The sequence below is a fragment of the Streptosporangium lutulentum genome (assembly GCF_030811455.1).
In the GTDB taxonomy this organism is placed as follows: domain Bacteria; phylum Actinomycetota; class Actinomycetes; order Streptosporangiales; family Streptosporangiaceae; genus Streptosporangium; species Streptosporangium lutulentum.
The window spans coordinates 8257469-8278881 of record NZ_JAUSQU010000001.1 but is presented as its reverse complement, the minus strand read 5'-3'; the positions used below and the strand labels follow the sequence as shown (position 1 = coordinate 8278881).

At 69.4% G+C, this 21413-nt stretch carries 22 protein-coding genes; 10 read left to right on the top strand and 12 right to left on the bottom strand.

Annotated features, from left to right (window positions below; translation table 11 throughout):
* Positions 1–18: 18 nt before the first annotated feature.
* Positions 19–2112: a PhoX family protein gene (locus J2853_RS37390; RefSeq protein WP_307565700.1), complete on the bottom strand. Its 2094-nt coding sequence runs from the start codon at positions 2110–2112 to the stop codon at positions 19–21.
* A gap of 138 nt (positions 2113–2250) precedes the next feature.
* Between J2853_RS37390 and J2853_RS37385 the strand changes: the two genes are divergently transcribed.
* On the top strand, positions 2251–2697 hold the full coding sequence (locus J2853_RS37385) for a sterol carrier family protein (protein WP_370879483.1): 447 nt from the start codon (positions 2251–2253) through the stop codon (positions 2695–2697).
* A 174-nt stretch (positions 2698–2871) separates the two neighbouring features.
* Here the strand turns inward: J2853_RS37385 and J2853_RS37380 are convergent, their stop codons facing one another.
* Positions 2872–4476: a DUF4190 domain-containing protein gene (locus J2853_RS37380; RefSeq protein ID WP_307565698.1), complete on the bottom strand. Its 1605-nt coding sequence runs from the start codon at positions 4474–4476 to the stop codon at positions 2872–2874.
* 160 nt (positions 4477–4636) lie between these two features.
* Here J2853_RS37380 and purF point away from each other — a divergent pair, with 160 nt between their 5' ends.
* Both purF and purM read left to right on the top strand, forming a co-directional pair.
* On the top strand, positions 4637–6082 hold the full coding sequence (purF, locus tag J2853_RS37375; RefSeq protein ID WP_307565696.1) for an amidophosphoribosyltransferase: 1446 nt from the start codon (positions 4637–4639) through the stop codon (positions 6080–6082).
* A gap of 127 nt (positions 6083–6209) precedes the next feature.
* A complete protein-coding gene (gene purM, locus J2853_RS37370) occupies positions 6210–7235 on the top strand; it encodes a phosphoribosylformylglycinamidine cyclo-ligase (RefSeq protein ID WP_307565695.1) in 1026 nt (341 codons plus the stop codon).
* A 208-nt stretch (positions 7236–7443) separates the two neighbouring features.
* Here purM and J2853_RS37365 read toward each other — a convergent pair whose 3' ends face one another.
* The 5 genes from J2853_RS37365 to J2853_RS37345 form a co-directional block, all read right to left on the bottom strand.
* Entirely contained in the window at positions 7444–8304 is an 861-nt protein-coding gene (locus J2853_RS37365) for a hypothetical protein (RefSeq protein WP_307565693.1), read from the bottom strand.
* Positions 8305–8379: 75 nt separating this feature from the next.
* Positions 8380–9264 carry a hypothetical protein gene (locus J2853_RS37360; protein WP_307565691.1) on the bottom strand — a complete coding sequence of 295 codons (885 nt, stop codon included), beginning with the start codon at positions 9262–9264 and terminating at the stop codon, positions 8380–8382.
* Complete coding sequence (locus J2853_RS37355; protein ID WP_307565689.1) at positions 9261–9596, bottom strand: PadR family transcriptional regulator; 336 nt, start codon at positions 9594–9596, stop codon at positions 9261–9263. The genes J2853_RS37360 and J2853_RS37355 overlap by 4 nt, the downstream gene beginning before the upstream one ends.
* 362 nt (positions 9597–9958) lie before the next feature.
* On the bottom strand, positions 9959–10192 hold the full coding sequence (locus tag J2853_RS37350; protein WP_307565687.1) for a DUF3073 domain-containing protein: 234 nt from the start codon (positions 10190–10192) through the stop codon (positions 9959–9961).
* Positions 10193–10342: 150 nt separating this feature from the next.
* Positions 10343–11446 carry a Leu/Phe/Val dehydrogenase gene (locus tag J2853_RS37345; protein WP_307565685.1) on the bottom strand — a complete coding sequence of 368 codons (1104 nt, stop codon included), beginning with the start codon at positions 11444–11446 and terminating at the stop codon, positions 10343–10345.
* Between the two features lie 189 nt (positions 11447–11635).
* Between J2853_RS37345 and J2853_RS37340 the strand changes: the two genes are divergently transcribed.
* Positions 11636–12493 (top strand): DUF8083 family protein, encoded by an 858-nt coding sequence (locus J2853_RS37340; protein WP_307565683.1) that lies wholly within the window; start codon positions 11636–11638, stop codon positions 12491–12493.
* Positions 12494–12812: 319 nt separating this feature from the next.
* Positions 12813–13016 (top strand): developmental transcriptional regulator BldC, encoded by a 204-nt coding sequence (bldC, locus tag J2853_RS37335; RefSeq protein ID WP_013133571.1) that lies wholly within the window; start codon positions 12813–12815, stop codon positions 13014–13016.
* 187 nt (positions 13017–13203) lie between these two features.
* Here the strand turns inward: bldC and J2853_RS37330 are convergent, their stop codons facing one another.
* Positions 13204–13878 (bottom strand): TetR/AcrR family transcriptional regulator, encoded by a 675-nt coding sequence (locus J2853_RS37330; protein WP_307565682.1) that lies wholly within the window; start codon positions 13876–13878, stop codon positions 13204–13206.
* 247 nt (positions 13879–14125) lie between these two features.
* On the opposite strand from J2853_RS37330, the gene J2853_RS37325 reads away from it, so the two are divergent.
* The 4 genes from J2853_RS37325 (at position 14126) to J2853_RS37310 (ending at position 18101) form a co-directional block, all read left to right on the top strand.
* Positions 14126–15106 (top strand): LacI family DNA-binding transcriptional regulator, encoded by a 981-nt coding sequence (locus tag J2853_RS37325; RefSeq protein WP_307565680.1) that lies wholly within the window; start codon positions 14126–14128, stop codon positions 15104–15106.
* 125 nt (positions 15107–15231) lie between these two features.
* Positions 15232–15480: a hypothetical protein gene (locus J2853_RS37320; protein ID WP_089211145.1), complete on the top strand. Its 249-nt coding sequence runs from the start codon at positions 15232–15234 to the stop codon at positions 15478–15480.
* A 67-nt stretch (positions 15481–15547) separates the two neighbouring features.
* A complete protein-coding gene (locus J2853_RS37315; protein WP_307565677.1) occupies positions 15548–16429 on the top strand; it encodes an N-acetylmuramoyl-L-alanine amidase in 882 nt (293 codons plus the stop codon).
* 34 nt (positions 16430–16463) lie between these two features.
* Entirely contained in the window at positions 16464–18101 is a 1638-nt protein-coding gene (locus J2853_RS37310) for a beta-N-acetylhexosaminidase (RefSeq protein WP_307565676.1), read from the top strand.
* Between the two features lie 66 nt (positions 18102–18167).
* Here J2853_RS37310 and J2853_RS37305 read toward each other — a convergent pair whose 3' ends face one another.
* From J2853_RS37305 to J2853_RS37290, 4 genes are read right to left on the bottom strand one after another with little or no spacing between them, the layout of a single operon-like run.
* Positions 18168–19235: a quinone-dependent dihydroorotate dehydrogenase gene (locus tag J2853_RS37305; protein ID WP_307565674.1), complete on the bottom strand. Its 1068-nt coding sequence runs from the start codon at positions 19233–19235 to the stop codon at positions 18168–18170.
* 11 nt (positions 19236–19246) lie between these two features.
* Positions 19247–19591: an STAS domain-containing protein gene (locus J2853_RS37300; RefSeq protein WP_307565672.1), complete on the bottom strand. Its 345-nt coding sequence runs from the start codon at positions 19589–19591 to the stop codon at positions 19247–19249.
* Positions 19588–20295: a GAF and ANTAR domain-containing protein gene (locus tag J2853_RS37295; protein ID WP_307565670.1), complete on the bottom strand. Its 708-nt coding sequence runs from the start codon at positions 20293–20295 to the stop codon at positions 19588–19590. Before J2853_RS37295 ends, J2853_RS37300 begins: the two co-directional genes overlap by 4 nt.
* Positions 20296–20340: 45 nt before the next feature.
* A complete protein-coding gene (locus J2853_RS37290; RefSeq protein ID WP_307565668.1) occupies positions 20341–20811 on the bottom strand; it encodes a GAF domain-containing protein in 471 nt (156 codons plus the stop codon).
* 185 nt (positions 20812–20996) lie between these two features.
* Between J2853_RS37290 and J2853_RS37285 the strand changes: the two genes are divergently transcribed.
* A complete protein-coding gene (locus J2853_RS37285) occupies positions 20997–21380 on the top strand; it encodes a hypothetical protein (RefSeq protein WP_307565666.1) in 384 nt (127 codons plus the stop codon).
* Positions 21381–21413: the final 33 nt, after the last annotated feature.

Genomic DNA, 21413 nt, shown 5'->3' with positions numbered 1-21413 from the left:
CGCGAGCCGTCGGCGGGATCAGGAGCCGATCTTCTTGCCCTGCTTGTGCCAGACGACCGCGACGGACGGGCGGGGCTGGCTGGTGCCGCCGTCGGGCCAGTGGCTGGTGGGGGCCTCGGGCGTGGCGCCGGTGGACTCGCCCGGGTGCTGGACGGCCACGAAGACGCTGCGCTGATCGTCGGTGATCAGCGGGCCGCAGGTCTCGGCGGCGACCGGAACGCTCAGGAACTGGCGCAGGTACCCCTTCTCGGAGCCGCGGACCGGCATGACGAACAGCCCGTCGTGGGCGCCGAGCTGGTTGCCGTCGGTGGAGATCCAGAGGTTGCCGTCGGCGTCGAAGGCGACGTTGTCCGGGCAGGAGATCGGCGAGACCTTGGCCTTGTCGAATCCGCTGAAGTAGGTCGAGGGGTCGCTCGGGTCACCGCACACCAGCGGCAGGGACCAGGCGAAGGTCGTGGCGCCGGCGTCGTTGCGACGCTCGACGATCTCCAGGATGTGGCCGTGCTTGTTGGCCGCGCGCGGGTTGGCCTCGTCCGCCTGGGCCGGGGTCCGGTTGGTGTTGTTGGTCAGCGCCACGTAGACGCCGCCGGTGACGGGGTTGCGCTCCACGTCCTCGGGCCGGTCCATCTTGGTCGCGCCGACCTTGTCGGCCGCCGTACGGGTGTAGACGAGGACTTCCTGGGCGGTCATCCCCGGCACGTGCGAGACGTTGCCGCTGACCAGGGGGATCCATGTGCCGGAACCGTCGAACGACCTGTCCGAGGGGAGCTTCCCGCTGCCGTCGATCTCCGCCGCGGGGCTGTCCCCCGTGAACCGGGCCACGTACAGGGTGCCCTCGTCCAGCAGCGACCGGTTGTGCCGGTCGAAGCCGCGGATGTAGCGATTCTTCGAGACGAACTTGTAGACGTACTCGAACCGGGAGTCGTCGCCCATGTAGGCCACGACCCGGCCGTCCTCGGCCAGGGAGGTGGTGGCGCCCTCGTGGGCCAACCGGCCGAGCGCGGTGCGCTTGATCGGGGTGGAGTCGGGATCGAACGGGTCGATCTCCACGATCCAGCCGGTCCGGTTGATCTCGTTGGGGTGCTTGGCCAGGTCGAAACGCTCCTCGACCCGGTCGAACCGGCGGTTGCCGCTGGGGATCCCGGTCGTGGCGCTCACGCCGTACCTGGTCAGGAAGGGCTTCTGGGCCTCGGGCACGCCGTTGCCGTTGACGAAGTACTGGTTGAAGTTCTCCTCGCCGCTCAGCACGGTGCCCCACGGGGTGGTACCGCCGGCGCAGTTGTTCAGCATGCCGATCGGCTTGACGCCCGCCGGGTCGGCGGCGGTCTTCAGCAGGTCGCTGCCCGCCGCCGGGCCGGTGAACCTCATCGGGGTGTGCACGGTGACGCGCCGGTTGTAGCGGCGCCGGCCCTGCGTGATCAGCTTCCACTGGCCGGACCTGCCGGCCCGCTCGACCTCGACCACCGAGCCGCCGTGCGCGGCCATCGCGATCTTGATCTGCTCCGGGGTCGCCGCGCTGCCGTCGGTGTAGCCGCGGAACATCAGATTCTCGTCGGTGTACTCGTGGTTCACCCAGAGCAGGCCGCGCTGCTCACCCATCGGGAAGAACGTCACGTAGTCGCAGTTGTAGCCGAACTGCGCGGCCTGGGCCGCGGCGGTCTGGCGCTCGAAGTCGAACGCCGGGGCTCCGGGCAGGACCGGGTCACCCCAGCGCACCACGACCGCCGACGCGTAACCCGAGGGAACCGTCAGTCTGTCGTCGGTGTTCGGAGGAACGGCGGCGAACCGGAGGTCGCCGTCCTTGCCGTGACCGTGACCGTGGCCACCGCCGAATCCGGAGTTCCTCGCCCCGGCATCGGGGTCGGCCGCGGCCGGAAGGGCCGTCGTGGCCCCCACCCCGGCCACGAGCGCGCCCAGGGCTCCGGCGCGCAACACGCCACGGCGGGACATCACGTCGGCGACCACATCGCCGAAGTAGGCGTTGTCGCTGGTGTTCGGCACCTCGTGGGCGCATTGGTTACCGCAGCGGAACCGGCAGGTGAGCGAGCTGCGTCCGCCCTTGTGTGAACTTCCGAGCAAAGGGAGCAGTCGACGCGGTGACGGGTTGGCCACAGGATCCTCCAGGGGGTGTGTGATCCTTTCGCGCCGGACCCTATGGGCACCGGCCTAATCTACGATGAACGACACTTGTCCGGACAATGAACCATTCGCCTGAATTCGCTGGTCCGACGGGCGGGCATGATGGAGGGCGTGCCGCCTTACAAGCCTGACACCGCCAAGGTCCGCGCCGCCCTGGACGCCCAGCTGATCGCTCTCGACGAGCCCTCCTACGACGGGCCCGGAGGACTCGCGGCCCTGCTGGACGCCTGCGTGAGCGTGGTGCTGCGGGCATACGAACGGCAGGTGCGCCCGGAACGGGAGATCGCACGCTTCGCCGTACGGCATCTGCTGGACCGGCTGGCGACGGCGGCTCCCGGGCGGACCGTCGAGGTACGGGTTCCGCCCTACGCGGCGGTGCAGTGCGTGGAGGGCCCCCGGCACACCCGGGGCACCCCGCCGAACGTGGTGGAGACCGACGCCCTCACCTGGCTGGAGCTGGCCACCGGACGGCTGACCTGGGCCGAGGCGACGGCGGCCGGGAAGGTCACGGCGAGCGGGTCACGGGCCGACCTGTCGGAACACCTGCCGGTGCGGTAGGCGCCCGCCGATCGCGGTGACCGCCTGCCCCCGCCGTGGCCGTCCGCCGGCGTTCAACCGTCTCCACCCGCGCCGGGGCCGCCCGCCAGCGCGGCGACCGCCCGCCGGTACGGGTGATCGCCTCCCCGGGCGGGGCGCCCGGGACCCGAAGGCCCCGGACGCCCACCTCACCGGTTACGACGGGGTAGTGATCTGGACGCCGAACCTGTCCTCGATGCAGCGTTGCTGGAGCTCCGTGGGCAGGTTCACGCAGTCGCCCACCTTGTTGTAGAGCCAGCCCACGAACACCGCGGCAATGATCATCGTGAGGACGCTCAGGATGATGCCCGCCCAGGCACGGCCGCGGTTGGAGTGCTTGACGACCGCGACGATGCCGAGGATCAGGCCGACGACCGCCGTCAGAAGGCCGATGCCGCAGGCGACGAGCAGCAGAACGCTGACGATTCCGAGCACGAGCGAGGCCGTGCCGAGTCCTCCGCCCTGCCCTCGCATGGGCGGGCCACCCGGTCCCGCCGGGTACGGCATGCCGCCCGGATACATGGGCCCCCCGGGCGAGGACGGCATCTGATACGGCGAGCCTCCCTGGGGCGGGTAGGAGGGGTAGGCCGGGTCCCCCATGGGCGCCGGCTGGGAGGGACCTCCGTACGGCCCTCCCGGCCGAGCGCCCTCACCCTGGGAGGCGGCGCCGTAGGGCGCCTCCCACCGAGGCTCCTCACCGTGAGAGGCGGCGCCGTAGGACGTCTCCCCCCGAGGTTCCCCACCCTGAGAGGCGGTGCCGTAAGGGGCCTCCCACCGAGGCTCCTCACCCTGGGAGGCGGCGCCGTAGGATGCCTCCCCCCGAGGTTCCCCGGGCCGCGCGCCCTCACCGCGGGAAGCACCGCCGTAGGGCTCGCTTCCCGGGTAGCCGCCGTGAACGCCCTCGGCGTGAGCGCCCCCTCCGTAGGGGCTGCCGCCGTGGGAAGCGGCGCCGGAAGGGCCCTCCCCGGAAGGCGTTCCCTGTGAACCCGTCGTGGACGTGCCGTACGGGCCGTCCCGCGTCGGCGGCGGCTCCGCCCGGAAGCCTCCGGCGGGCTCGCCGGACCGCGACGACTCCCGCGAGAAGTCCTCGGAGGCCGTCGGCGGGTCATAACGCGAGGGCTGGGAACCGGCCGGCGGCGCCTCCGGCCCGTTCGATCCCTCCGCGGCGGGCGTCTGCGGATCGCGCTCCCAGCCGGGATACGCCGGTGTGGCGCCCGGCACGGGATAGGGCGGCTGGTCGGCCTGAGCGGACTGGCCGGCCTGGTCGGCCGGCGAGGAATCTCGCAGTCCGTACTGTCCGGTGGCGTCCGGGTCGGCCTGGTCCGGCAGGGGGACCTCAGGCGCGGCGGGCACGTCCGGATGCCGCGGCAGCGAAGGATCCTCGGGCACCGGAGACCCCTGCCGCCTCGGGGCCGCGCTGGGGTCGAGAGGCTCAAGAGGCTCGACGGGTTCCCATCCTCCGGGCTGCCCGGAAGGCTCCCCCGGCAAAGGTCCGGCCGGGGTCCAGGGCTCCTGCGACCAGGTGCGGGGCTCGTCGGACGGCTCCACGGGCGGCTCGCCCGGGGAGGGCGTGGCCCGTGAGGGTGGTTCGTCGTGGCCGGGCGGGGCGGGCCGGGCGGGGTCGGGAGTCGCCGACTCGCCCGTCTCCTCCTCTTCGGACTCTTCGGAGGTGCCCGGCGGCGCCTCCGAGCCGGACCCTTCGTGCTCGGGTCGCCGAGCCCGCCGGGGATCGGGCTGACTCGGGTCCATGGGTGTCGTCACGTCTGTTCTCCCGACGCGTAGTCATGCCGGATACCTCACACTCCCCTGTCCACCGCCGACGAAACAGCCCGACACGGCAAAACGCTGACGACCATTCGGTAACGACGCGCCATACCCCAGAGCGGACCCGGGGCGCGAGCAGGGAAGAGTCCGACCTAGAATGAAGCATGTGCTGAAAGGCGACGGCGATCTGAGCCATGACCTTGATCCCCACGACCAACCCCCGAAGGACGCATGTGGCGTCTTCGGCGTTTGGGCCCCTGGGGAGGAAGTCTCCAAACTCACCTACTACGGGCTGTACGCGCTGCAGCATCGCGGGCAGGAATCCGCGGGCATAGCGGTCAGCGAGGGCAGTCGTATCCTCGTCTACAAGGACATGGGCCTGGTGGCCCAGGTCTTCGACGAGTCTGTGCTCGGCACCCTCCGCGGTCACCTGGCCATCGGCCACTGCCGATACTCGACCACCGGGTCGAGCGTCTGGGAGAACGCCCAGCCCACGCTGAGCTCGACCGAGGACGGCGGGCTCGCGCTCGCCCACAACGGCAATCTGATCAACACCCCGGAGCTGGCCCGGCGCCTGGCTCCCGGGTCGATCAGGGCGACCACGGACACCGAGGTGCTGACCTCGCTGCTCGCCCAGGACCGCAGCCAGTCCATCGACGACGCCGCCGCCGAGCTTCTTCCGCAGGTCAGGGGCGCCTACTCGCTCGTCTTCATGAACGAGAAGACCCTCTACGCGGCTCGCGACCCCCAGGGCGTCCGCCCCCTGGTCCTGGGCCGGCTGGAGCGCGGCTGGGTGGTCGCCTCCGAGACCGCGGCGCTGGACATCGTGGGTGCCACGTTCGTCCGCGAGATCGAGCCCGGCGAGTTGATCACCATCGACGAGCGCGGCGTGCGCTCCCGCAGGTTCGCACTGGCCGAGCCCAAGGGATGCCTGTTCGAGTACGTCTACCTGGCCCGTCCCGACACGACGATCGCCGGGCGCGGCGTCCAGACCACCCGCGTCGAGGTCGGCCGCGTGCTGGCCCGCGAGCACCCGGTCGAGGCGGACCTGGTCATCCCCACGCCCGAGTCGGGCACCCCCGCCGCCGTCGGTTACGCCGAGGAGAGCGGGATCCCGTACGGCCAGGGGCTGGTCAAGAACTCCTACGTCGGCCGGACCTTCATCCAGCCGTCCCAGACGATCCGCCAGCTCGGCATCCGGCTCAAGCTCAACCCGCTGAAGGAAGTGGTGGCGGGCAAGCGCCTGGTCGTCGTGGACGACTCGATCGTGCGCGGCAACACCCAGCGGGCGATCGTCAAGATGCTGCGCGAGGCGGGCGCCAAGGAGGTCCACGTCCGGATCTCCTCTCCCCCGGTCTCCTGGCCGTGCTTCTACGGCATCGACTTCGCCACCAGGGCCGAACTGATCGCCGGTTCACTCTCCGTGGAGGAGATCCGTGCCTCTCTCGGCGCCGACTCGCTCGGATACATCTCGCTGGAGGGCCTGACCGAGGCCACCACGATCCCCGCCGAGCGGCTCTGCCGCGCCTGCTTCGACGGCGTGTACCCCATCCCCATCGATCAGGACAACGTGGGAAAGTACGTCCTGGAGGCCAAGCGTTGAGCGGACGGGGCCACAGGCACCGCGACGTTCACGAATCCGGCCTTTTGGCCGCCACGCGGGAAGACCGCGTGAGCGAGCGGACCGACGGGCACGGCACCGAGGTCGTACGACCGACGAAGGAGTTCGCATGACCAGCTACGCCGCTGCCGGCGTGGACATCGACGCGGGCGAGCGCGCCGTCGAGCTGATGAAGTCGAAGGTCGCGCGGTCACGCCGGCCCGAGGTGGTCGACGACGCCAGCGGCTTCGCCGGCCTCTTCGACGCCTCGGCGCTGCTGAGCTACAAACGACCGCTGCTCACCACCTCGACCGACGGCGTCGGCACCAAGGTCATGCTGGCCCAGATGCTGGGCAAGCACGACACGATCGGCATCGACCTGGTCGGCATGGTCGTGGACGACCTGGTGGTCTGCGGCGCCGAACCGCTGTTCATGACCGACTACATCGCCTGTGGCAAGGTCGTCCCCGAGCGGATCGCCGACATCGTGGGCGGCGTCGCCGAGGGCTGCCGCATGGCGGGCTGCGCCCTCATCGGCGGCGAGACGGCCGAGCACCCCGGGGCCATGGGCCCGGACGAATACGACCTCGCGGGCGCCGCCACCGGCGTGGTGGAGGCCGAGAAGATGCTCGGACAGGATCGGGTCCGCGCGGGCGACGTGGTCCTGGCCCTGGCCTCCTCCGGCGTGCACTCCAACGGCTACTCTCTGGTCCGGCACATCATCAAGCTCGCCGGGCTGTCCCTGGAGGCCGAGTTCCCCGAGCTGGGCCGGACCCTCGGCGAGGAGCTGCTCGAACCCACCAGGATCTACTCCCTGGACTGCCTGGAGCTGGCCCGCGCCGTCGAGGTCCACGCGTACGCCCACATCACCGGCGGCGGCCTGGAGGGCAACCTCTCGCGCTCCCTCCCGGCGACCCTGGACGCGCGGCTGGACCGTTCGTCCTGGACCCCGCCCGCCGTCTTCGAGGTGCTCGCGGGGCACGGCAAGGTGGCCCAGGCCGACATGGACCGGACCTTCAACCTGGGGGTGGGCATGGCCGCGATCGTCCCCGCCGACGCGGTGGAGCCGGCCCTGGCCCTGCTCGGGGAGCGGAACCTTCCGGCCTGGGTGCTCGGCGAGATCGTCCCCGGCACCGGCGAGGCGCGTTACCGCTAGACCGGGTCGTCAAATCCGCTGAACCGTGTCGTCAGAGTGATCAGGAGTCACCTCACCGCCGAGGCGACCGTGAGATTCTGACGGCACGGCCCAGTCGCGGGGCTGGGAGCACAGAACCGGCATGGGTGGAAGACCCCGCCGAACTCGCGCCGCACCCGCAGGTCGAGCTCCCACTTCTTGGGCGTGTAGCCGGCATGGGGTCTCGTGATCAGAAGACCCCGCCGAACTCGCGCCGCACTTGCAGGTCGAGCTCCCGCTTCTTGGGTGTGTAGGCCGCGTAGAAGTCCTTGCCGCACTCCAGATCGTCGAGCGCGGCCTTGATCTCCCTCGCCAGATACGGCCGGGCCTGGTCGGGGGTGAGGTCGGGCCTGCTGCCGTTCTCACCCCGGCCGAACTTGTGTTCCTCCGCGCGGAACGCCTCCTGCCCGCGGATCACCAGTGCGGTCGGCGTGAGGAAGGGCACCGGGTACCCCTTCGCCTTGAGGCAGTCGCCGAAGGGCGCCGCGAGTTCCACAAGCTTGGGGTCACCGGCGATTTCCCGGGACGTGAGCTGGTCGGTCATTTCGGAAAGCTGGGTGGCGAGGTCGTAGCGGCTGGACGCCTTCTTGTGCAGCACCTCCTGCGTGCCCTTGTCGAAGCAGGAGTTCTCCGCATCCTGGTAGGCGGTGAACTGGGTCTTGTTGAGCGATCCCAGAATGCGGTCGTTGGGGTTGGTGGCGAACGCCTCCGGGACGAGGGCGCCCGACGCCGGGTCGTCGGGGTAGACGTGGGCGGCGAAGATCTGGAAGCCGTACTTCGTGCGAAACTCCTTCATCGCCTTGTAGTCTCCTTCGACCGCCTTCCGCTCCAACTCGCTCTGCTTCTGTGGCGGTGCGACGAACGGGACGTAGGTGAAACCCTTCTGCTTCATGCAGTCGGCCTTGATCCTCTCTATCCGCCACGCGGGCTGTGTCACATCGTCCTGGGTGGGCGCCGCGACCGGCGCGGGTGCGGATTCCGAACCGCATCCGGTGAGTACGGCCAGGGCGAGGGCGGTGGTCGAGACGGCTACGGCGGATCGTGCGAACAAGAGACGTCACTCCAGAAGGAAGGCAGGCAGAGGAGAGCGCACGTCGCGGTCGACGTCGCCTGAAGAGGGGAAAGGTCAGCGCAGGGCGTGCCTGCGCCGGCCGTACGGCACGGCCGCCGTGAAAAGGGTCAGAAGAACGAGCAGGCCCCAGTAGGCCACGTCCTGCGTGGAGAGGTAACCGAGGCTCTCGCCGAACGAGACCGACACCGCGAGCAGGTAGATCGTCGAGGCCAGCGCCCAGCGCAGGTCACCCGCCATGCGACCGGCCCAGATGCCCAGGCCGAACAGCACGAACTCCGCGATGATCCGGGTCTGCGGCGGGGGAGCCCCGACCGTGTAGCCCAGCCAGGCCGGATCCGCCGCCGCGAGCAGTGGAATCGGCAACAGCCAGCACCACGACCGCGTGCGGACGGGCTGCCCGCACGCGGCCAGGGCCAGCAGGCCGGCGAAGGCGAGCACGTGGCCGGCGACCGCGCCGAGAAGGCCGCCGGTGGAGTAGAGGGCGCTGTCGACGAGGAAGTCGGGGAAGACCGGCAGGAGGGTGTGGTCCAGCAGGGGCGTGCCCGTGGCCAGGGCTCCGGCCTTGACCCCGGTGACCAGGACGAGCGGGAGCGCCGGCCGCAGCCAACCGCGCAGCACGGCGAGCACGGCGAGCGCCGACAGAGCCACCCACAGCGGCAGGGAGCGCGTGTAGGGCACGAGCACCGCCAGGTTGACGACGGTCAGCGCCGTGACTCCCAGGTGCAGCCCGTCGACCCAAGCGGGCCCCCGCGCCGCCTGGGTCACCCGGGCGCGCAGGCCGCCGGCGAACAGCCCGGCCGTCTCCTTGAGCGACGGCAGTGAGCTGCCGGGTTCGGCGGTGTCGAGCAGGAGGTCGAGGATCTCGTCGCCGTGGGCGGACCGGTAACCGCGGGGGTAGGCCAGAAGCAGCCGGCGGTAGCGCCGCTCAAGCGTCGTCATACGAAGGACTCTCCGATGAGGCGGCCTCTGACCACCGAGGCGGCCTCGTGCATGCGCTCGGCCTCCGCCCGGACCAACGCGCGTCCCGAGTCGGTGATCCGGAAGTAGCGCCGCCTGCGCCCGTTCACGACCTCCTCCCGGTCCACGGTGATCACACCGTTGGCGGCCAGCCGGTCGAGAACCCCGTAGAGAGTGCCGACGGACGGCTTGACGCGCCCCCGGGAGAGTTCGGCGACGCCTTTCATGATCGCGTGCCCGTGGAGCGCGTCGTCCAGAAGCGTGGCCAGGACGAAGTACATCGGCTCGCTGACCTCTGATGATCCTCTTGGCATGACGGAGACCATACTCCGTTCTACGGAGTATGACCAACTCCCGGCACCAGGGTCACATCGGGACGACCCTCGAAAGCCGGCGGGCGGACACCGGCCGCCGCCGCCCGATGAGACGTGCCACCGCACCCGTGAGAATGATCTGATACGAGTCGGTTCGACCGAGGATCGCCATACATGACCGAAAAGATCTGGTACGCCCGTAAGCAATAAGGCGCGCCAGAAAAGACGTGGTACGGCCTGGAATACGCCAAAAAGCGCTTCGGACTACCGAAGCGCTGCCACCTGTCCGACTCACAGTGAGCAGAACACCCGGCGGCTGCTCGGCCACCGGGTGTTCTGTTGACACTTAATGTGAAGCTCGCCTAGCGGCGGCCGGATGTCCCGTCGTCGCGGTCATCTCCGGCGCCGAAGTCATCGGCGTAATCGGCGTACCGATCAGCCAGCTCATCGTAGGCGTCGTTGGAGTCGTCATTGTGGTTGGAGTCATCTCTGACCCCTAGCTCGTCGCGAAGACGCTCAAGATCAGTGCCACCGCTGTTGTACTTCAGCTGGCGAGCAACCTTGACCTGCTTGGCCTTTGCTCGGCCGCGCCCCATTGGCTCGACCCCCTCGTGTGGGGTCGTGCCCGACCCCTCGTCGCTAACGCACCACGCACTGACGCCACCTGACTTGAGGCGTCAGCTCTCGTTCGACTACAACCGTACATGTTTTACGCCCGGCTCGGTACGCCGTATGGGCGTGAGGGGCTAGTGGCCCAGCCAAATGCCCCTAATTCGCCCGACTTCCGACATTCTGCGCTCGGCTAGCCTATCGGCTGCGACGGCCGGAGGGACGCCATCCTTCGCCGCGCTAGAAAAGATCTTGAGAGTCGTGTCGTAGATCTGGGTGGCCTTTGCCTTCGCCCGGTCCATGTTGAACCCCTGGATCTCGTCGGCGACCTGGATGACGCCGCCGGAGTTGACCACGTAGTCGGGCGCGTAGAGGATGCCGCGATCGGCGAGCTGCTTCTCGACCCCGGGGTGGGCGAGCTGGTTGTTGGCCCCGCCGCAGACGATCGCGGCGCGCAGGCGGGCGACCGTGTCGTCGTCCAGCGCCCCGCCGAGCGCGCACGGCGCGTAGACGTCGATGTCGGCGTCGGTGAGCTCCTTCCGCCCGGCGACGACCTCCACCTGCGGGTGGAGCCGGCGGACCTGCTCGACGGCCTGCTCGCTCACGTCGCAGATCACGACCTCGGCGCCGTCCTCGATGAGGCGCCCCACCAGGCGGTGACCCACCTTGCCCACGCCCTCGACGCCGACGCGCCGGCCACGGAGCGTCGGCGTGCCGTAGACGTGCTCGGCGGCGGCGCGCATGCCCTGGAACACGCCGTAGGCGGTCAGGACCGAGGAGTCGCCGGCTCCGCCGTTGGCCAGCGTGCGGCCGGTCACGTAGGAGCTCTCGCGGGCCACGATGTCCATGTCCTCGCTGTAGGTGCCGACGTCACACGCGGTGAAGTAGCGGCCCCCCAGGGACTGGACGAACCGGCCGTAGGCGCGTAGCAGCGCCTCGCTCTTGTCCGTCGCCGGATCGCCGATGATGACGGCCTTGCCGCCACCGAGGTCGAGCCCGGCCAGCGCGTTCTTGTAGGCCATCGCCCGCGAGAGGTTGAGCACGTCGGCCAGCGCGGCCTGTTCGCTCTCGTAGGGATAGAACCTGGTGCCGCCGAGGCTTGGGCCGAGGGCGGTGTTGTAGATGGCGATTATCGCGTGGAGGCCGCTGCGCTCGTCGGTGCAGAACACGACCTGCTCGTGCTTCGCCTGGCTGCTTACCGGGCCGGTGTCCTTGTGGGACAGCCCGAAGACGTCGGTCACTGTGGTGACTCCCGGTCGTCCGTTTCCGCCGCCCCGTCGCGGCGAAAATCACTCTTAGCGTAACCACAAGCTCAAGCACGACAACCGGGGAGAGCGCCTTATCCCGCTGGCCGGGAGACGGCGGGGCCGCCGGCGTCGACACAGGATCGATACCGGACAGCGGCGGGCCCTTCATGACACGATGCGGTCGTGCTGCCCTATGCCGCGTACCTCCGTGTCTACGAACCGCTGGCCGCGTTCACCCCGTCGGAGCGCGTCTCGTGGGCCGCCTACGCCGAGGCGACCGACCGACCGCGCCGCGCGAGCGCGCTCCACGCCGAGCACGGCGAGGCGGTGCGCCGCCTCCTGGGGGTACCTCCGACCCCCGCACCCGCCCAGGAGAGCCCCAACGCCTATCTCAGGCGCGTGGAAGAGGTTCTGTACGTCTGCCCATGGCAGAGCAGGCTGAGGTCCTGGCTGGCCTTCTCACGCTTCCGCGGGGCGACCCCGGTCAGGCTGATGGAACGATTCATGCCGATCTCCGTCGCCGAGCGGACCGCCGACGACTTCGACAGGTTCAAGCGCCACAACGACTCGACCGCCCTGCGCACCAACATCCGCGGCTCGACGTGGCACATCCCGACCTCGTGGTTCATCCCCTTCGACGGGAACGAGCGGTGGCTGGTCCTCGACGGCGACCCGAAGTCCGAGGGCACCACCACCACCCGCAACCTGATCTACGTCACGTCCATGGCCCACGCCCGGCGCCGCAGCGCCCGCGCCCTGCAGATCATCCGCAGGCAGATCGGCGAGGTCGCGGTCACCGCCGAGGTCGAGGACGTGGCACGCTGGCTGGAGGAGTTCCACCCGCACTCGCTGGTGGAACTCGACTACGGCGGCATCGTCAATCTCATGGACGACGACAAGCTTCAGGCCGACCAATCCGTGGCCGAACTCGCGGCGGCTCTGACGGGTCTGGAAAGCGGCGAGGAAGAACTGGCGTTCGCCATGTACCAGAGGGTCATCCTCCGCTGGCGATCAATACAACTTCTCGAATCAGCAAACTGAGTCGCAAATCATCCTCGCCACCTGCATAAGTAGGTCGGTCGATGACCGGGGATGCACCTACGAACTGAGTAGTTTGCCGTTTTCACTGCGATACCACGAAACGTGTCGCTAGAATCACCGAGCGTGACAACAACACGTGCACAAGAGAGATGAGTCGCTCAAAGGCTCGCCAATCGCTCTACGTGGCTGTATGGTCACATCGGGTGATGCCGCATATGGTCCGAACAGCCGCACGCAAGGGGCCATAGGGGGACATCCGTGACAAGCGTCAAGTCGCAGGATCGCTGTCGCCGGTCCACATGGAGGAGAGGCCGCACAAATGTCAGCTCGTACACCCGAGGCAGAGCCGCTGCTCACCCCGGCGGAGGTCGCAACCATGTTCCGCGTCGATCCCAAGACCGTTACTCGGTGGGCGAAAGCGGGCAAGTTGACGTCCATCCGCACTCTGGGTGGACACCGCCGGTACCGGGAGACTGAGGTTCGCGCGCTGCTGGCGGGGATTCCGCAGCAACGCTCTGAGTAAAACGGGGGCTGTCACTGACTTAGGGGGAATCAAGTGCGCGCTCACTCTGTGAGCGCGTAGTCATACGGATTGTGGGGGGAGCGGCGTCGCCCGCCCGGCGCCGCCCCAGCACGCGTTTCCGTACGGACTTCCCACCGACCCCTTCCCCATCGGAGACGTGTGGAGGCTCACGCCTCCTCACCGAGGACTACGGCCCCTCGCGGACCAGGTTCTCCAGCAGTTCCCTGGCCTGCGGGTCGTGTTTCGCGGCCACTTCGAGCAACGCCACCATCTGGTCCACCAGCATGCGCTCAAGCGCCGGCCGCCCGATGTCGCCGTGTTCCAGCCAGTCAAGGCCGGCCGACTCCACGGAGGCGGTCCACGAACGCAGGGTGACGCGGAGCGCGGGCCCCGGCTCCTCCAGGCGCATCTGCCTCATGACGAGGCGGAACAGGCGCTGCCTGACGGCGTCGACGATCTCGCCTCCGCTGTCCGGCCCTCTCTTGAGCAGCGCGGCGAACCCCGCCGCGTGCTCCTCGACGAAGTCGAAGTAGCGCTTGAGGCCGTCGGCCAGCTCCTCCAGCGGGCGACCGCCCCCGTGGAGACTGAGCCTCGCCTCCAACTGGGCCGCCGCGCTCGTCAGCGCGGCGAGATAGAGCTCCTGCTTGCCGCCGAAGTAGTGGTAGACCAGCGCGCGCGACGCACCGGCGGCCACGGCCACATCGTCGATCGACACGCCTTCGGCATCACGTTTGCCGAACAACTCCAGGGCCGCCGCCATGAGTTCCTCGCGGCGCCGGTCGACACTGAGTCTGCGCCGCGCCGGCCGTATGCCTTTCGCCGCGTTTTTCTCCTGTTCGGCGGCTTCGGATGTCGAACCCACGCGACGAAGACTATCGGAGGCGACAGCCGGCGGCGGCGGGTCAAGATCACAGTTACCTTCCGCTCAAGCCGTACCCCATTTGAGACTCGATCGTTTTGAGTGACAAGGTGCCCATCCACCATCCCGGGGGAGAGCCATGTCAGGACCGCCGGTCAACACCACCGTCACCGCCACCCGAGCCCGAGGGTTCGCCGAACCCGTCCTGCCGGACGGCTGTGGACCACGCCCACGGCCCACGATACGAAACGTGGCAGAGCGAGCCGGTGTCTCCAAATCACTGGTCTCGCTCGTGCTGCGCGGTTCGCCGCACGTCAGCGAACATCGCAGGCAGGCCGTACTGCAAGCGGCGAGAGACCTCGGCTACCGGCCCAACGCGGTCGCGCGCAGCCTGGTCGAAGGCCGTACCCACCTGGTCGGGGCGCTCGTCGCCGACCTGCACAACCCGTTCTACGCCGAGTTCCTCGACGGCCTGCAGGAGAGCCTGCACGGCGACGGACTCCGGTTGCTCATCGGCAACAGTCAATGGGATCCCTCCTTCGAGGACGAGGCGGTCGAGGCGTTCCTGGAACTCAGGGTCGACGGACTCGTCCTTCTCGGCATCGCACCCACCAGCGGGACGCTCATCGAGGCCACCGGCTACACGCCGACGGTCGTGGTGGGCGAGCGTGACATCAGCCTCGGCGGCGTGGACATCGTCGTGGACGACGACCAGCTCGGCGCGCGCCTGGCCATCGACCACCTCGTGGAACTCGGCCACCGCCGGATCGCCCACATCGAGGGGGCCAACTCCTCCTCCGGACGGTTCCGGTGCGAGGGCTACCTGGTCGCGATGCGCAGGCACTCGCTGGCGCCGTACATCATGGTCGAGGAGGGCGACTGCACGGAGGAGGGCGGCGCGCTGGCCGCACGCAGCCTGCTCACCCGTTCCCCCCGTCCCACCGCGATCTTCGCCGCCAACGACCTGGTGGCGATGGGCGTGCTCTCCGCGGCGGCCGAGCTGGGCCTGCGGGTGCCCGAGGACCTGTCGGTGATCGGGTACGACAACATCCATCGCGCCGGGACCCAGCCGATCTCGCTGACCACCGTCGACCAACCCCGCCGCGCCATGGGCCGGTCGGCCGCGGCGCTGCTGAACGATCGGATCGGCGACCCCGGTAAGGCCTCACGCCTGCGCCAGGTCTCCCCGCAACTGGTCGTACGGCACAGCACGGGGCCCGCTCAAGGGTAAAAAGTCTGCCTGGAGCGTTACAGCCGCGCCCAGGCAGACTTCAAGCCCTCGTCAAGGTCGGGTCAAGCACCAAAGTGGCGACAAAGCACTGGGGTTGACTCTGGGCTGTGACGAGGGGGGTAACAATGCGTGATCCAGAACTGGTGTCATGCGCCCAGCGCGCCGCTGCCGAGCTTGAGCGGGCATGGGCGCACTGGCGGTCCACCCGGGGCCGGAGCGGGGACGCCGGAGCCGAATCCGTGGCGAGCTACGTGGCCCATTCGATCGACCACCCGTGGGGACGCCCGCGCGTGGTCCTCGGACTGGACGCCGAGGACGCCAGGGAACTCGCCTCACTTCTACAGAAACAGGAAGTCGGGGAACACGTCTGGTGATAACGGCTTAGTCACGGCACCAAGCCCCGTAAGTTGGGTCCTTGACGATCCCTTCAAGGAGAATGCCGTGACCAGCAAAGCACTGGCGACCGCCCTTGTCGCGTGCGCTCTGAGCGCCGCCGCCTGCGGTGCGACCGCCAACGGCGCCAGCACGGGCTCCGTACAGAACGGCGGGTTCGCCTCTCCCGCGAAGGACACCGCGGCGGACTTCGCCTCACCGGCGAAGGAGGCGGGGACGGATTCCGCGCCTCCGGCGGCGAGTCCCGCGGCCGGCACGAACGTCCAGGCCAAGGTTCTCAGCGGCAAGGTCGTGGTCATCGACCCGGGCCACAACGGGGGCAACTACCGCGACACCGCGGCGATCAACAAGAAGGTCAACGTGCTGACCCAGTGGAAGGCCTGCGACACCACGGGAACCTCCACCAACGACGACTACAGCGAGGCGGCCTTCACCTGGGACGTCTCCCAGCGCCTGGCCAAGATCCTCAAGAGCCGGGGCGCGACGGTGAAGCTGACCCGGACCGACAACACGGGCGTCGGCCCGTGCATCACCCAGCGGGCGGCGATCGGCAACAAGGCCAAGGCCGACGCGGCGATCTCGATCCACGCCGACGGAGCGCCCGCCGCCGATCACGGCTTTCACGTGATCATGCCGAAGAAGATCAAGGGCCCGGTCGACCCGGTGGTCGGAGCGTCCAAGCGGCTGGGCGTCGACGTCCGCGACGCCTTCAGGTCCGGAACCGGCATCCCGTACTCCACCTACATCGGCAGCAAGGCCCTGAACTACCGCAGCGACCTCGGCGGCCTGAACCTCTCCACGGTTCCCAAGATCTTCATCGAGTGCGGCAACATGCGGAACGCGAAGGAGGCGGCCGAGTTCCAGCGGCCCGCGTTCCGGCAGAAGATCGCGCTCTCCCTGGCCAACGGACTGCAGAACTATCTGAAATAGCGCGACTCCAGGCGGATTTGACATGATCTAAGGCATGACCGACCTCCTGCCGCGTCCTGTCGTCTTCGAGTCGGCCGACGGCTCCTTCGAGCTCTCCCCCGGCGCCTCCGTCTCCGGTCCCGCCGAGCTGGTGGACGCGGTGAGGCTCGCGCTCGCCGTCCTCGATCTACGTCCCGCCGGGTCCGGGGCCGTCACGGTGGAGGCGGACGCGTCGCTGGGCGCGGAGGCCTACACCCTGGAGGTGACGGCCGGGGGCGTGCGGATCACGGCCGCGGACCCGGCGGGGGCGTTCTACGCCGGTCAGACCCTGCGGCAACTGCTTCCCCCCGGCGCGTTCCGTACGGTGGCCCGGGCGGGATGGACGGTTCCGTACTGCCGGGTGGAGGACGCGCCGAGGTTCTCCTGGCGCGGGGTCCACCTGGACGTGGCCCGGCACTTCCTGCCCAAGCGCGAGGTGCTCCGGATGGTCGACCTCATGGCGGCGCACAAGCTGAACCGGCTCCACCTGCACCTGGTGGACGACCAGGGGTGGCGGGTCGAGAGCCGGGTCGCTCCCCGGCTGCACGAGGTGGCCTCGCACCGGCCGCGCACGACCACCAGCTACTACAGAGAGGAACCGGCCTTCGACGAGGTGCCGCACGGCGGGTACTACACGCTGGACGACCTCGCCGAGATCGGCGCCTACGCCCGTGCGCGGGCCGTGACGATCGTGCCCGAGATCGACGTTCCGGGGCACGCCTCGGCGATCCTCGCCGCCTACCCCGCGCTCGACGCGCGGGCCACGGACGGCCGGGAGCCCGAGCCCTTCCGGGTTCTGGAGCGGTGGGGCATCTCCCCCGCGATCCTCTCCCCGCTACCGGGGACGGTCGACTTCCTGACCGCGGTGATCGACGAGATGCTGGAGGCGCTGGGCGAGACGCCGTACTTCCACATCGGCGGGGACGAGTGCGTGCTCGACCACTGGGCCGCCTCCCCCGAGATCGTCGCGTTCGCCGAAGAGCTCGGGCTGGAGAGCCTGAGCGGCCTGCACGCCTGGTTCCTGCGCCGGCTGGCCGACGTGCTGGCCGAGCGGGGCAGCCGGGCGGTCGTGTGGGACGAGGCGTTCGTCAGCGGCATGCTCAGGGCCGACACGATCGTGATGCCGTGGCGCGGGCTCGGGGTGGCCCGGCGCGCCGCCGAGGCGGGGCACGACGTGGTGCAGACGCCGGTCTTCCCGCTGTACTTCGACTACGCCGAGTCCTCGACCGAGGAGGAGCCGATGGCGATCGGCGACGCGATCACCGTCGCGGACGTCGCGGCCTTCGACCCGGCGCCGGACTCGTGGACGGACGCGCAGCGGGAGCACGTGCTCGGAGCGCAGTTCCAGCTGTGGAGCGAGCGCCTGCCCGACGGCCGGACCGTGGACTACCGGGCCTGGCCGCGGGGCTGCGCGCTGGCCGAGGTCGCCTGGTCGGGCTCGTCCGGGCCGGAGTTCGAGGCCCGCCTCGAAACGCACCTGGGCCGTCTGGACGCGCTGGGGGTCGAGTATCGCCCGCCGGCCGGCCCGCACCCCTGGCAGCTCGGTGGAGCCGGTCATCGCCGCCACCGCCCGGGAGCGGTCAGGGTGGACGAGGTCATGAGGCACCTGGAGGAGATGACCCACGTCGCCGACTCGACCCGCCCCAGCGTTTGACCTCCTCTCCGGCACTCGTGCCGGAGAGGCCGCCCATCGCGCCGGGTCACCCTCTCGGGGTACGGCTCAGGGCGCGGTGCGGCCGATGATCTCCCGGAGGTCGGCGACACCGTGGCGGCGGAGACGGCGGGCCAGGGCGCGGTTGATGCGATGGGCCCACAGGGGGCCCTCGTAGATCAATCCGCTGTATCCCTGGACCAGGGTGGCCCCGGCGAGCAGGCGCTCCCAGACGTCGTCCACGTTCTCGACGCCACCGACGGAGACGAGCACCAGGCGGTCGCCCACCCGGGCGCGCAGCCTGCGCAGCACCTCCATCGAGCGGGCCTTCAGCGGCCGGCCGGACAGCCCGCCGGTCTCGGTGCTGGACACACCCTCGCGGCTGATCGTGGTGTTGGTCGCGATGATGCCGTCGAGCCCGAGTTCGAGGGCCAGGTCGGCGACGGCGTCCACGTCCTCGTCCGTCAGGTCGGGAGCTATCTTGACCAGCAGCGGGGTGCGTTTGGGGGTGCCGTCGGCGACCTCCTTGACCGCCCGGAGCAGCGGTCCCAGCAGCCTCACCGCCTGGAGATCGCGCAGACCGGGGGTGTTCGGCGAGCTCACGTTGACGACCAGGTAGTCGGCGAGCGGAGCCAGCTCCTTGGCACTGGTCACGTAGTCGTCGACGGCCTCGGACTCGGGCACGACCTTGGTCTTGCCGATGTTGACGCCGACGATCGCCGGGACCCCCCTGGGCCGGCTCAGCATCCGGGCCGCCGCGGTCGCGCCCGCGTTGTTGAAGCCCATCCGGTTGATGATCGCCCGATTCGCGACCAGGCGGAACAGCCTGGGCCTGGCGTTGCCCGGCTGGGCGTGCGCGGTGACCGTACCGACCTCGACGTGGCCGAAACCGAGCGCCGACATGGCCGCCACGAAGCCGGCGTCCTTGTCGAAGCCCGCCGCCAGCCCGAACGGGCCGGGGAAGTGCACGCCGAAGGCCTGCACGCGCAGGATGGGGTCGCTCGGTGCGAGGCGGCGGTGGACCAGCCGCTTGACCCCGGGTGTCACCGACAGGAGGCGGAGCGCGCGGACCGTCAGATGGTGCGCGCCCTCCGGGTCGAGGCGGCTGAGGACCAGCTTGAACATGAGTCGATACATCACCGACCAGGTTAGTCCCCCGCCATGGTGCGGTCGGCGCCGATCGCACCGCCGGAGCGATGGATGACCAGGCACCGATCGAACTCCAGCAGCCGGAGCAGCCGCAGGACCAGGTCCGACGGCCGGACGATGACCATCGAGCCGCCTCGGGCGCGCATGTGCTCGTGGGCCCAGATCAGGGTCCTGACGCCGGCGCAGTCGAGGAAGGTCACGTGGGCCAGGTCGAGCTCCACCCTCATCTCGGTGAGGGCACCGAGCACACGTCGCAGCTCGACGCCCGTTATGACGTCGAGATCGCCGTAAACACTGATCTCCGTTCTGTCCGCGGCGGTCTCCGGCGACGTGAGCAGGATCACCTCGGTTCGCCCGCTCCTTCTCCCAGCACCTCGGCCGCGAGGTCCGCCACCCGGCGACGGCTGTCCCTGGCCTGTTTGCGCAGGCCGGTGAACGCCTGGGTGGCGGTGAGGTCGTGCTTGCCCATCAGGTAGCCGACGGCCCGCTCGATGACCACCCGGTAGTCGAGGGCGTACTGGAGCTGGTCGGCCAGGGCGCTCTTCTCCTCGGCGGCCATCGCGGCCGTGAGGAGCTGCTCGATCACGTCGGCGTAGCCGTAAAGGGCCTGAACGTCTGACTCGTCCCACTCGTAGAATGTGGACTGGTAGACGTTCAGCGTGCCCACCGGATCACCGCCGAGCCGCACCGGCACTCCGGCGACCGCGCGCACCTCGGGATGGAGCCGGTCGGCGAGCTGCGGCCAGCGCGGATCCACGCGAACGTCGGACGAGGTGACCGCGGTGTTCTCCTCGTAGGCGGACACGCACGGCCCCTGCCCGAGATGAAGCTGGGCGCCTTCAAGGCTGCGTCCCCGGTCGTCGGTGGCGACCAAGTAGCGCAGATCCTTTCCCTCTTCCGCAAACATCAGACCCGCACCGGAGTATCCGAACAGCGCGTCCACCACACCGACAGCCCGCTCCAGCTGATGGACTATTCCTGTCGCGGACGAGGAGGTCCGAAGCCTTCTCAGGCTCGCGACCAGCGCTTCCGGATCAATGTGAGTCATATGTGAGGCGCCTTTCAGCGTCGACCTGGTTACTTGACGTGCGCACTACGACTTCCCAGGAATAGGAGAATTATGGGCAAGGCTCTGCAGGACCATCACCATGAGCCGGCCGAGACCTTCTCCTGTCCGGATTTTCGCGGGCTGCCATTCATGGCTGACGCGGTCGTAGAAATTCAGGGTGCCGATCAGCTGTTCTTCCACTCGCAACGGAACCGAGAGCACGGCGCGGACGCCGGAGACTCCGAGCGCCAGGCTGGGAAAACCGAAGGGACGGGCCGCGTGGAGATCGTTGACCGCGATGTCCGTTCCCCGGACCAGGCTCTCAATGGCCGGCCCGGCTCCGATCTGCTCCTGAACGAGTTCCAGGCGCCTGCCGTCGTCGTCGGAACCGGCGACCGCGCGCAGGCGATTCCGGTCGTCCACGAGCATGAGTGCGGCACCGTCGGCACCAAGAACGTCCGCCAGCGCGTTAAGGGTGCGCTCGACGAGCCGGGATGATTCGAGAACCTGTGTCATGAGCGGGCTTCCTCCATGCTGAGGCAGCTCCGCGGACACAAGGCGGAATGAACTGTGGTTCAAAGACTAGTGTGCGCGATGACTTCGACCAACCTGCTGCCGGCGTCGGCTGTTCGGCTAAGGCCGCATATCGCCGTCAATACATCGTTAAGCATTCGGCAAACAAAGATCGACAGAGTGGGCGCATGAACAGCTTGTCACGCCCCACCATCGTCCGCCGGCGTCGCGCCGTCGCGCATGTCGTGCTCCGGGACCTTGCGGAGACCGGCGACGTCACCGTGCCGCCCTGGTGGGAGGACGAGATCCAGCGGGAGTTCGGCGGCCTCGGCGGATTCCTGGCAGAGCTGAGCCGCCAGTGGTGGACGGCCTACGCCGCGCACCTGGACGCGCTCCTCGAACTCGGCGCGGGCGACCCCGGCCAGGCGTGGGCCGACGTCACCGAGCAGATGCCCCACCTGCGGGCCGTGCTCGACTCCTACGCCGACGAGGCCGCGCTCGCCGAGGCCCAGCAGCGCCACTGTGACGTCCTTCGCTGGACCACGCGGCGCGACGCCCGCCGCGCCGCCTGAGGGGTCGCCTCCGGAGGTTCGCCGTTGGAGGGC